The sequence below is a fragment of the Paraburkholderia sp. FT54 genome (assembly GCF_031585635.1).
In the GTDB taxonomy this organism is placed as follows: domain Bacteria; phylum Pseudomonadota; class Gammaproteobacteria; order Burkholderiales; family Burkholderiaceae; genus Paraburkholderia.
On sequence record NZ_CP134195.1, the window covers coordinates 3,307,465 to 3,318,912 of the forward strand.

Consider the following 11,448-nt stretch of genomic DNA (forward strand, 5'->3'; position numbering starts at 1 on the left):
CGCCACAGGCACGCTCAGCGCAAGCGCACTGGCGAGCGGCCAGCGGATGCTGACGCTCAAACGCTTCGCCAATCCGGACGTCACGCGCGCCTTCACGAATATCGTCTGGCTCGGGCTGGAACGGCTCACGCAGATCGGCGTGGCAATCGTGATCAGCGGCATGCTGGCGCGCTACTTCGGGCCGGACACGTTCGGCAAATGGCAGTACGCGAACACGCTGCTGCTGGTGCTGTCGCCCATTACGTGGGTGTGCGGCGCGGAAATCCTGGTACCCACCATCGTCAACCGGCCGCCGGCGCAGCTCGGCACCGTGCTCGGCAGCGCCTTCGCGTTGCGCATTTCCGTGTCGGCGGCGGCCTTGCTGCTCACATGGCTCGGCATTGCCCTGCACTTCTTCGAGCCGCTGGTCGGCGCCATGCTCGCCGGCCTCGCCGTGACCATGCTGTTTCGCGAACCGTTCGTCGGCGTGATCAACGCGTGGCTGCAAAGCATGACCTACAGCAAGCCACAGTTGCTCACCAGCATGAGCACCGCGGTGCTGAAAGCCGCTCTGGTCTATCTGCTGATGCGCGCGGCGGCCGCGCCCGCCCGCTTCGGCTGGCTGTGGGCGCTCGAATCGGCGGCCATCGGCGCTGTTTTGCTGATCTATTACATGCGCCGGCATGGCAGCAAGCTCGGCTGGCATCTCGACCGTTCGCTCTTCAGGCACTTCGCGAGCGCGGGCACAGTGTTCTGGCTCGGCCTGATCTGTATGTACCTGTTCCTGAAACTGGACCGGCTGATGCTCGAACGGACGATTTCGTTCGCCGACCTCGGGCGCTATTCCGCCGCCCAGCAACTGAACGAGAACTGGATCACGCTCGCGCTGATGCTCGCGCAAACCATCGCGCCCGCCTTCGTCTACCGCGTGCAGGACGCCACCCAGTTGCGCCGCAATATGTGGCGGCTCACCGCCATGACCGCCGCGCTGATGGTGGCGGGCGCGATCGTGCTGGATCTGCTGGCCGGGTTGATCATCCGCCGCGTGTTCGGGCCGCAGTTCGAAGGCGCGATCGAGATCTTCCGTTGGGCCGTGTGGCTGTCCGTACCCGCGGGCATCGAAGCGATCGGCAATCTGATCGTGCTCAAATATCAGGCCAAGTTCGTGTTGCTCGCGAAGTGGCTGCTGGCGCTCGCCGTCGCGTTCGCGGTCAATCTGCTGGCCATTGCGCGGCTTGGCGCAAACGGCGCGCTGGTGGGCCTCGCGGCCGGCTATCTGGCGGCCGCGTCGGTCAATCTTTACTACATTCGTTTCAAATTGCGCCCATGACGAACTCACCCGCCACCGCGCAAATCACCCTCGACGACGTCGCGGTACTGCTTCCCGCCTACAACGGCCAGGCCGATGTCGACCTCACGCTCGCGTCGTTCAGCGAAAGCGCGCCGGTGCACGTCCTGATCGTCGACGACGGCAGCATGCCGCCGATCGTCGCGCCGGCTATCGCCAATATGAAGATCGAAGTGCTGCGCATGGCGCGCAACGGCGGGATCGAACGCGCGTTGCAAACCGGCATTGATGCTCTTGCGCAGCGCGGCTTTCGCTACGCGGCGCGCATCGACGCGGGCGACCGCAGCGTGCCGCAGCGGCTCGCCAGGCAACGCGTGTTCATGGAATTGCATCCACGCGTGGCCGGCCTCGGCATGTGGACGCAAGTCGTCACCCGCGAAGGCAAGCCGCTCTTCATGCTGACGCCGCCCGCCGCACCGGACGCGATCCGCCGCTTGCGGTTTTTCCGCTCATGCCTCGCGCATCCTTCGATGATGCTGCGCATCGACGCCGTGCGCGCGGTCGGCAATTACCGCGCCGAGTATCGCTCCGCCGAAGATCTCGATCTCTTCGTGCGTCTGATGGAGCGCTACGACTGCGCAAACCTGCCGGAGCTCGGGCTCTACTACGAACTGAACGAAGGCGGCATCAGCGCGACCAAACGGCGCCGCCAGGTGAGTTCGACGCTGCGGCTGCAACTGCGCTACTTCAACGTCGCCAATGTGTACGACTGGCTCGGCCTCGGCAAAAATCTGTTGCATCTCGTGACGCCTTACCGCGCGCTGCAACGGATCAAGCGCAGCCTGCTCACGCCGCGCGCGAGCCACTAAATCACTCACCACCCCATTCACCGCCGAGTTCGTTCCCGCATGAAGCCTGCCTTGAAGTCGACGCCCGCGTTGCGCATTACACTCGTCTGTAACACCGCCTGGGCAATCTATACCTATCGGCAAGGGCTGATCCGTACGCTGGTCGGACGCGGCGTCGACGTGACGGTGCTCGCGCCACGCGACCGCACGTTCGAACTGCTCACCGCCATGGGCTGCCGCTGCATCGAATTGCCGGTCGCCTCCAAAGGCACCAGTCCGCGCGACGACCTCCGCACGCTGTACGCGCTCTACCGGCAATACCGGACGATCCGCCCGCACGTGGTGTTCCATTACACGATCAAGCCGAATATCTACGGCTCGATCGCCGCGAAGCTGGCGGGCGTGCAGTCGGTTGCGGTCACAACCGGATTGGGCTACGTGTTCATCCAGCAGAGCCGCGCCGCTCAGGTAGCGAAAAAACTGTATCGTTTTGCGTTTCGTTTCCCGCGCGAAATATGGTTTTTGAATCGCGACGATCAGGCCGCGTTTGTTGAACAGAATTTGTTGGTGCATCCTGAGCGCGCGAGGTTGTTGCATGGCGAAGGCGTCGACCTCGCGCAGTTTGCCTTCACGCCGCTGGCTGAACGGGCGGAATTCCGCTTCGTGCTGATCGGGCGGCTCTTGTGGGACAAGGGCGTAGGCGAATATGTCGAAGCCGCGCGGCGCTTGCGTGAACGTTACCCGCACGCGCGGTTCCAGTTGCTCGGTCCGGTGGGCGTCGACAATCCCAGCGCGATTACGCGCGAAGAAGTGGCGGCGTGGGAACAGGAAGGCATCATCGAGTATCTTGGTGAGGCGCATGACGTGCGGCCTTTCATCGCCGAGGCGGATTGCGTTGTCCTGCCGTCGTATCGCGAAGGCGTGCCGCGCACGCTGATGGAAGCCTCCGCAATGGGCCGGCCGATCGTCACGACCGACGTGCCGGGCTGCCGCGAGGTGGTGGCGGACGGCGTCAACGGATTGCTGTGCGAAGTGCGCAGTGCAGAAAGCCTCGCGGCCGCGCTGGCGCGCATGCTCGACATGAGCGGCGCCGAACGGCGGGCCATGGCTGAACGCGGCCGGAAGAAAGTCGCGGAAGAATTCGACGAACGCGTGGTCGTCGAAACGTATAAGGACCTGGTGCAGAAAATGACGGGCGTTTTACTTTAACGGAGCAACAGCATGACCACGAAGGGCACGATTCTGGTAACGGGCGGCGCGGGCTTTATCGGCTCGCACACCTGTGTCGAACTGCTGAACGGCGGTTACGACGTCGTGGTAATCGACAATCTCGTGAACAGCAACCGCGAATCGCTGCGGCGCGTGGAAAAAATCGCCGGCAAGGCGGTGACTTTCTACGAAGCCGACGCGCGCGACGAAGCTGCCCTCAACCGTATTTTCGACGCCCATCCGATCACGGGCGCGATTCACTTTGCCGCGCTGAAGGCGGTGGGCGAGTCGGTGGCCAAGCCGATCGAGTACTACAGCAACAACGTCGGCAGCCTGCTGACCCTGCTCGGCGTGATGCGCGAGCGTAACGTCAAGCAGTTCGTGTTCAGTTCGTCGGCCACGGTCTACGGCGTGCCGAAGAGCTCGCCGATCGACGAATCATTCCCGCTGTCGGCCACCAATCCCTACGGCCAGTCCAAGCTGATCGCCGAACAGGTATTGCGCGATCTGGAAGTGGCCGATCCGTCGTGGCGCATTGCCACACTGCGCTACTTCAATCCGGTCGGCGCGCACGAAAGCGGCCTGATCGGCGAAGATCCCGCCGGCATTCCGAACAACCTGATGCCGTATGTCGCGCAGGTGGCGGTCGGCAAGCTGGAGAAGCTGCGCGTGTTCGGCGGCGACTACGACACGCCCGACGGCACCGGCGTGCGCGACTATATCCACGTCGTCGATCTGGCGCGCGGACACCTGGCCGCGCTCGACGCCCTGGTCAAGCGCGACGCCAGCTTCGTGGTGAACCTCGGCACGGGCCAAGGCTATAGCGTGATCGATGTGGTCAAGGCATTCGAGAAGGCCGCCGGCCGGCCGGTGCCGTATGAAATCGTGGCGCGCCGCCCCGGCGACGTCGCCTCGTGTTTCGCCGATCCGGCCGCGGCCGAGAAGATCATCGGCTGGCACGCGCAGTTCGGCATCGAGCGGATGTGCGCGGATCACTGGCGCTGGCAGTCCACGAATCCGCAAGGATTCGCCTGAGTTGAACGAAGCTCGACGGCGGCGCGAAGGAGTCGCCAGGCAGGAGCTTCGCCGCCGTCGATTGCGGGATTGCACCAAGCGGGTAATTACGCATATTACTAATACTTTACGATTTCTATACTGACTTACCGATTGACGGTCAGGCTTCCTAAGAACGTCCGCATCGGCGCGCGTGAGCCCGCCTCGAGGCTTCGTGCAAGAACAGACATGCTACGGAGACAGTCATGGGAATTCGCCTGAAGAGCGTCGTGGGTGCGCTCGCGCTTTGTGCCCTCGTCAATACCAGCTACGCGGCCGACCCGATCAAGATCGGCGTCGACGGACCTTTCACCGGTGGCTCGTCTTCGATGGGCGTGAGCATGCGCGACGGCGTGCGCCTCGCGACCGCCGAGATCAATAAGGCCGGTGGCGTGCTGGGGCGCCAGATCGTGCTGGTCGAGCGCGACGACGAAGCGAAAAACGAACGCGGCGTGCAGATCGCGCAAGAGCTGATCAACAAGGAAAAAGTCGTGGCGGTGGTGGGCTACATCAACACCGGCGTCGCGCTCGCCTCGCAGCGCTTCTTCCAGGAAGCGAAGATTCCGGTCTTCAACAACGTCGCCACGGGCAGTATCGTGACGAAGCAGTTCACCGACCAGCCGGATAACTACGTGTTCCGCAATGCCGCCGCGGACCGCATCCAGGCACCGATGATCGTCGAAGAGGCTGTGACCAAGCGCGGCTTCAAGAAGGTCGCGATTCTCGCCGACTCGACCAACTACGGTCAGCTCGGCCGCGAAGACCTCGAAAAAGCGCTCGCCGCCAAAGGCGTGAAACCCGTCGCCGTCGAGAAATTCAATATCAAGGACGTCGACATGACCGCGCAGCTGCTCAAGGCCAAAGAGGCCGGCGCGGAAGCGGTGCTGACGTACGGGATCGGACCGGAACTCGCGCAGATCGCCAACGGCATGGCCAAGCTCGGCTGGAAGGTGCCGCTGATCGGCAGCTGGACCCTGTCGATGGCGAACTACATCGACAACGCGAGCACCAACGGCGAAGGCGCGCGCATGCCGCAGACCTTCATTCAGGAAGCGAACACGCCGAGGCGCAAAGCCTTCATCGACGCGTACCTGAAGGAATTCAAGCCGAAGAACAACCGCATCGACTCGCCGGTGTCCGCCGCGCAAGGCTACGACTCGGTCTATCTGCTGGCCGCCGCGATCACCCAGGCCGGCTCGACCGATGGCCCGAAAGTGCGCGCCGCGCTCGAAAGCCTCAACACCAAGGTGGAAGGCGTCGTGATGGTCTACGACAAGCCGTTCACGCACGACGACCACGAAGCGATCAGCCCCAACGTGCCGGTGGTCGGCGAGGTCAAGGGCGGCCGCGTGGTCTACGCGTACGAAGCCGACAAGAAAGGCGGCAGCCAGTTGCGCATCAAGCAGGCAAGCTCCTCGAACTGAGCGCGAAATAAACGCGGCATACGCGCGAAGCAAGCGCGGCGGCATGCTACGAAGCCGCACCCGCCTCAAGGCGGGCGCGGCTTTGCTTCATATCCGGTGAACCCCAAGGCGGTCGACGATGGCCATTCTTCTGCAGCTCATCTATAGCGGCATTGCACTCGGCATGATCTATGCCGTGATCGCATTCGGCTATCAACTCACGTTCGCCACGTCCGGCACGCTGAACTTCGGCCAGGGCGACGCGCTGATGCTCGGCGCGCTGGTCGGCCTCACGCTCGTCACGCTCGGCGTCAATTACTGGCTGATGATTCCGCTCGTCTGCGTGTTCGGTCTGCTGCAAGGCGCGTTTGTCGAACGGATCGGCGTGCGGCCGGCGATCAAGATCAAATCCGAATTCGGCTGGATCATGTCGACGATCGCGCTCGGCATTATCTTCAAGAACGTCGCGGAGAACCTCTGGGGCCGCGACGATCTGCGCTTCCCCTCCCCGCTGCCGGAAGCACCGCTGAAAGTATTCGGCGCCAATGTGCTGCCGATGGAATTGCTGGTGGTCGGCGGCGCCCTCGTCATGATGCTGGCGGTCGAGTTCTTCAATCGCAAGACGATCTTCGGCAAGGCGGTGGTGGCGACCGCGAACGACCGCGACGCCGCGGCGCTGATGGGCATCAACACCGGCCTTGTCATCACGTTTTCGTATGCGCTGTCTTCGCTGACCGCGGCTTTTGCCGGCGTGCTGATCGCGCCGCTCACGCTCACCGGCGCGACGATGGGCGCCGTGCTCGGGCTCAAGGCGTTCGCGGTGGCGATTATCGGTGGACTGTCGAGCGGGCTCGGCATCGTGGTGGGCGGCGTGATTCTCGGGATCGCGGAGACCACGACCGGCTTCTACATTTCCACCGGCTACAAGGACGTCCCCGGGCTCGTGCTGCTGCTGATCGTGCTCGCGTTGAAACCTGCCGGCCTGTTCGGCAAGACGTCGATCAAGAAAGTGTGAGGACCGCCGTGAATCCCAAGAAGCTCATTGCGTCCGCATTGGCGCTGATCGCGCTCGCGGTGTTTCCCGTGCTGTCGGGGAACCCGTATTACATCCATCTGCTCGAGACGATCATGATCTACGCGATCCTGCTCTTCGGTCTCGACATCGTGGTCGGCTATACCGGGCAGGTGTCGCTCGGGCATGCCGGGTTGTTCGGCGTCGGCGCCTACACGGCCGGCGTGCTGTTCTTCAAGCTCGGCATGCCGTTCATCGTCACCGCGCCGCTGGCGATTCTCATCACCGCGGGCTTCGGCGCAATTCTCGCGCTGCCGGCCCTGCGCGTGTCCGGTCCCTACCTCGCGATGGTGACGCTCGCGTTCGGTACGATCATCCAGATTCTCATCAACGAGATGGATTTTCTGACCAACGGGCCGATGGGCGTGAAGATCCCGAAGCCGTCGATCGGCGGGCGGCCGATGAACGAGGTCGAGTACTACTGGCTCGTCGCGGCGCTGCTGGTCGCCTCGCTGATCGTCGTGCACCGCGTGCTCAGATCGCACTTGGGCCGCGCGTTCGAGGCGCTGCGCGACAGTCCGATCGCGTCGGACTGCATGGGTGTGTCCGTGTACCGCTACAAGGTCTACGCGTTCGTGATCAGCGCGGGGTTCGCCGGACTGGCCGGCTGCCTCTATTCGTATTCGGAACAGTACATCTCGCCGAATACGTATAACTTCGAACTCACCATCCTGTTCCTGCTCGCGATCATCATGGGCGGCCGCAAGACCCGCACCGGCGCGCTGCTCGGCTCGGCGATCATCGTGCTGCTGCCCAAACTGCTCGACGACATCGACATGTTCCGCACCGTCGCCTCGGTGCTGGCGGCGGTCGTCGTGATCGGCGCGGGCGTTGCGCTGGCGCGCAAGGTGTCCACGCCGCGCAAGGTCGCGATTCCGGTTTTAGGCACGGTGGGTCTCGCCGCGTTTTCCTATCGGATCGACACGCTCGCCGACTGGCGGCTGACGATCTTCGGGCTGATGATTCTGCTGGTGGTGTATTACCTGCAGGACGGCGTGGTCGGGTTCGTGCGCAAGATCGTGATGCATGGCCGGGGCCGCACGATCACCGTCGACACCACGAAACCAGCGACGATCGGTCGCGATGCGATTCAGGCCGTGCAGGCGGGCGGCGGCTCGGAAGACATTCTGCAATTGCGCGGCATTCTGATGCAGTTCAGCGGACTGAAGGCACTCAACAACGTCGATCTGACCGTGCGGCGCGGCACGATTCACGGACTGATCGGCCCGAACGGATCGGGCAAGAGCACGATGATGAACGTGCTGACCGGCATCTATGTGCCGACCGCCGGCACGCTCGACTATCGCGGCGCGTCGCTCGCGGGCAAGACCTCCGCGCAGATTGCGCTGTCCGGTATCGCGCGAACGTTCCAGAACGTGCAGCTATTCGGCGAAATGACCGCGATCGAGAATGTATTGGTCGGCTTACATCACACCTTCAACGCGAATCTCGCGGACGTCGGGCTGATGTCGTCGCGTTATCGACGCGAGGAACGCGCCGCCCGTGAGCGCGCATTCGGCATGCTGCGGTTCGTCGGTCTGGACAACGTCGCCGCCGAAGAAGCCCGCAACCTGCCGTACGGCAAACAACGGCTTCTGGAAATCGCGCGGGCGCTCGCACTCGATCCGCAACTGCTGCTGCTCGACGAACCCGCCGCGGGGCTCACCTCGCCGGATATCAAGGAACTGGTCGCGATCATTCGCAAGGTCCGCGATCACGGCATTACCGTCGTGCTGATCGAGCATCACATGGACGTGGTGATGAGCGTGTGCGACCGGGTGTCGGTGCTGGATTTCGGGCAGAAAATCGCCGAAGGGAAGCCTGCCGATATTCAGTCTAACGAAAAAGTCATCGAAGCCTATCTCGGCGGCCAGCCTGCCGGTCAAGCGGCGTGAAATGACCCAGCGCCCTACAGGAACAGACATGCTATCGATCAGAAATCTGCACGCGGGCTACGGCAAGGTCAAAGTGCTGCACGGCATTTCAATCGATGTACCGAAAGCGTCGGTCGTTACGCTGATCGGCTCGAACGGCGCAGGCAAGACGACGACGATGCGCGCGATCTCCGGCATGATCCGGCCGAGTGCCGGTGAGATCACGATGGGCATCGGCGCCGACGCGAAGCGCATCGACGCGCTGGAATCGCACCGCATTGCGCGGCTCGGACTCGCGCATTCGCCGGAAGGCCGACGCGTGTTCGCGACCATGAGCGTGACCGACAACCTGATGCTCGGCGCGTTCCCGCGTCTGACATCGGCGCGCCCGCGCGGCGACGTGAAAGCCGATCTGGAGCGCGCGATCGAGATGTTTCCGCGGCTCAAGGAGCGGCGTCATCAACTGGCCGGCACGCTTTCCGGCGGCGAGCAGCAGATGCTGGCCATGGCGCGCGCGATCATGATGAATCCGGATCTGGTGCTGCTCGACGAACCGTCGATGGGGCTCGCGCCCATTCTCGTCGAAGAGGTGTTTCGCATCATCGGGAATCTGAAAAGCCAAGGCGTCACCATGTTGCTGGTCGAACAGTTCGCGGCTGCGGCACTCAATGTGGCCGATTATGGCTATGTGCTGGAGAACGGCAGAATCGCGGCGCATGGTCCCGCGGCGGAATTGCGCAACGATCCCTCGGTGAAGGCGGCATATCTGGGTGCGAGTCACTGACGCGCACACTGCTCTTGCGCGGACTGCGTGTCTGCCGAAGGCATAGTTCGCCAGACTGCGGTCGAGCTTCGCCGCTGCGAACCGCACGTTGAATTCGACAATCAGATCGGCGTGGCGACTGGTGGATCTCACGTCATGGCGGCTTGTGCCGGTAACTCGTCTTCAACCTTTCCTTTCGACTGCATGACTGAATTGGCGTATTCCGTGCGAGATCGAACACTCTTCTGGCGGATTTAGCCAGCATACTCAAGCCAACGGAATTCTCGCTGCAGGTTTGCCTGCAATCCGGAAACGAACACGCAACGCGACGACACGCCACCGTCATTTCAATGATGCCCGGCGTCTGCGCGGCAAAGCCGCTTTCATCATACACATGAACGCGTTGATTGACGCGTGCCCTAACCGAGCTTTGTGTGCTGTACCGAACGGAGTAGCGACATTCGTACAGATACTCTACGTCTTAACATGCTCGGCCGAGACGGAACAGATACGTATTTATCGCATTGATCGCCATTGTGGATCAATGCGGAAATTGCGAGTGGCAGTTGCCAGGCCAAATCGGTTTATCTATAGCATCCGGCTTCGGCTGTGAGAATTGGGACATTGATAACGAATAACATTTCCGCACTGCCAACGGTACCAGTCTATTGTATTGCCGTACTGATTGGCACGCCTTTCCGGGTCGGCCAAGACATCGTGACTTTACGACTTGTCCGCGAAGAAACGCCGAACTTAAAAGCTATACTTCGATTGAAACAATCAGGATTTATGTTGCCGGGGAATGCGATGCTTCGCATGTCGCTATGCGCGCGCCCTTCGGCTCATGTGAAGAGTGCTTGATTTAGTCTTTTGAGATTTACTTCTTAATTATAAGAGGTAATTCCTGGCAATTATATTGCTATATCTCTGTTGTCCTATCTCAGTTGTCCGCCGTAATCGTCTGATGGCATGTCTTTGTCTGATCCGTCAGGCGCCCTGCCTCAATGATTGAAATAACCGGTACGACTTGCAATGCCGAAACACTGATGTATTCGTCAACGAACTTTGAACCGGGGGCAGCGATGGCTTTAGTCGGCAAGGTATCGGAATCAGTGTCAAAGGACGTCAATCCTTTCGATATCCGCTACGAAGGCCGTTCGCACGCCGACCAGCCTGAATTGGGCGGCCGCGGCTTTTCAGCTTCACATATGGATAGCGTTTCGGAATTCAGCCGCGGTGAGGAATCCTTTTCTTCGGACGTGTCAGCGGACACAGCCGCAAGTCCGGTAGCTTGCCATACGTTGTCGGCGGCAAACGACCCTGACATTCCGACAGGGAAAGCCGACTTCACGAAACGCGTTTTTGACATTTTCGGCGCATCGGCGTTACTCCTTGTGTTGCTGCCGATTTTCCTCGTGGTGGGTTGCCTTGTACTGCGTGACGGCGGGTCGGCTTTCTTTGGGCATCCACGCGTTGGAAAAGGCGGACGACCGTTTCGCTGTTTGAAGTTCCGCTCGATGGTGCCGAAGGCCGAGGTCGTTCTCGCCGAACTCCTTGCCACCGATGCCAATGCACGTGAGGAATGGAATCGCGATTTCAAGCTCAAGAACGATGTGCGCATCACGGCGGTCGGCCGGTTTCTGCGCAAGACGAGTCTTGATGAACTGCCTCAACTCTGGAATGTCCTGCGCGGCGACATGAGCCTCGTGGGCCCTCGACCCATCGTTACCAAGGAACTGGAACGGTATGGCGCCGACGCCCAATACTATCTGTCGGTCAGACCCGGCTTGACGGGGTTGTGGCAAGTCAGTGGACGAAACAATGTCGACTACGCGACGCGAGTCGCCCTGGACGTCTCTTATGTGAAGGAACGTTCGACCCTGCTCGATATCAGCATTCTGCTGAGGACATTCAAAGTGGTCTTCGAAGGAAGCGGGGCGTATTGAACAGCACGCACTC

The 11,448-nt window shown here is 61.7% G+C and carries 9 protein-coding genes; all 9 read left to right on the forward strand.

Annotation, left to right across the window (positions count from 1 at the left end):
- Positions 1 to 46: 46 nt before the first annotated feature.
- The 9 genes from RI103_RS15350 to RI103_RS15390 all read left to right on the forward strand — a co-directional run bounded on the left by RI103_RS15350 (position 47) and on the right by RI103_RS15390 (position 11,435).
- Complete coding sequence (locus RI103_RS15350; RefSeq protein WP_310815248.1) at positions 47 to 1,309, forward strand: oligosaccharide flippase family protein; 1,263 nt, start codon at positions 47 to 49, stop codon at positions 1,307 to 1,309.
- Positions 1,306 to 2,136, forward strand: a complete 831-nt coding sequence (locus RI103_RS15355) for a glycosyltransferase (RefSeq protein ID WP_310812793.1) — start codon at positions 1,306 to 1,308, stop codon at positions 2,134 to 2,136. Before RI103_RS15350 ends, RI103_RS15355 begins: the two co-directional genes overlap by 4 nt.
- Positions 2,137 to 2,175: 39 nt before the next feature.
- Positions 2,176 to 3,324 (forward strand): glycosyltransferase family 4 protein, encoded by a 1,149-nt coding sequence (locus tag RI103_RS15360; RefSeq protein WP_310812794.1) that lies wholly within the window; start codon positions 2,176 to 2,178, stop codon positions 3,322 to 3,324.
- Positions 3,325 to 3,336: 12 nt separating this feature from the next.
- Positions 3,337 to 4,359 (forward strand): UDP-glucose 4-epimerase GalE, encoded by a 1,023-nt coding sequence (gene galE, locus RI103_RS15365; RefSeq protein WP_310812795.1) that lies wholly within the window; start codon positions 3,337 to 3,339, stop codon positions 4,357 to 4,359.
- Between the two features lie 224 nt (positions 4,360 to 4,583).
- Complete coding sequence (locus tag RI103_RS15370) at positions 4,584 to 5,801, forward strand: ABC transporter substrate-binding protein (RefSeq protein ID WP_310812796.1); 1,218 nt, start codon at positions 4,584 to 4,586, stop codon at positions 5,799 to 5,801.
- A 118-nt stretch (positions 5,802 to 5,919) separates the two neighbouring features.
- Entirely contained in the window at positions 5,920 to 6,795 is an 876-nt protein-coding gene (locus RI103_RS15375; protein WP_168792830.1) for a branched-chain amino acid ABC transporter permease, read from the forward strand.
- An 8-nt stretch (positions 6,796 to 6,803) separates the two neighbouring features.
- A complete protein-coding gene (locus tag RI103_RS15380; protein ID WP_310812797.1) occupies positions 6,804 to 8,747 on the forward strand; it encodes a branched-chain amino acid ABC transporter ATP-binding protein/permease in 1,944 nt (647 codons plus the stop codon).
- A 28-nt stretch (positions 8,748 to 8,775) separates the two neighbouring features.
- Positions 8,776 to 9,510 (forward strand): ABC transporter ATP-binding protein, encoded by a 735-nt coding sequence (locus tag RI103_RS15385; protein ID WP_310812798.1) that lies wholly within the window; start codon positions 8,776 to 8,778, stop codon positions 9,508 to 9,510.
- Positions 9,511 to 10,571: 1,061 nt separating this feature from the next.
- Positions 10,572 to 11,435 (forward strand): sugar transferase, encoded by an 864-nt coding sequence (locus RI103_RS15390; RefSeq protein ID WP_310815249.1) that lies wholly within the window; start codon positions 10,572 to 10,574, stop codon positions 11,433 to 11,435.
- Positions 11,436 to 11,448: the final 13 nt, after the last annotated feature.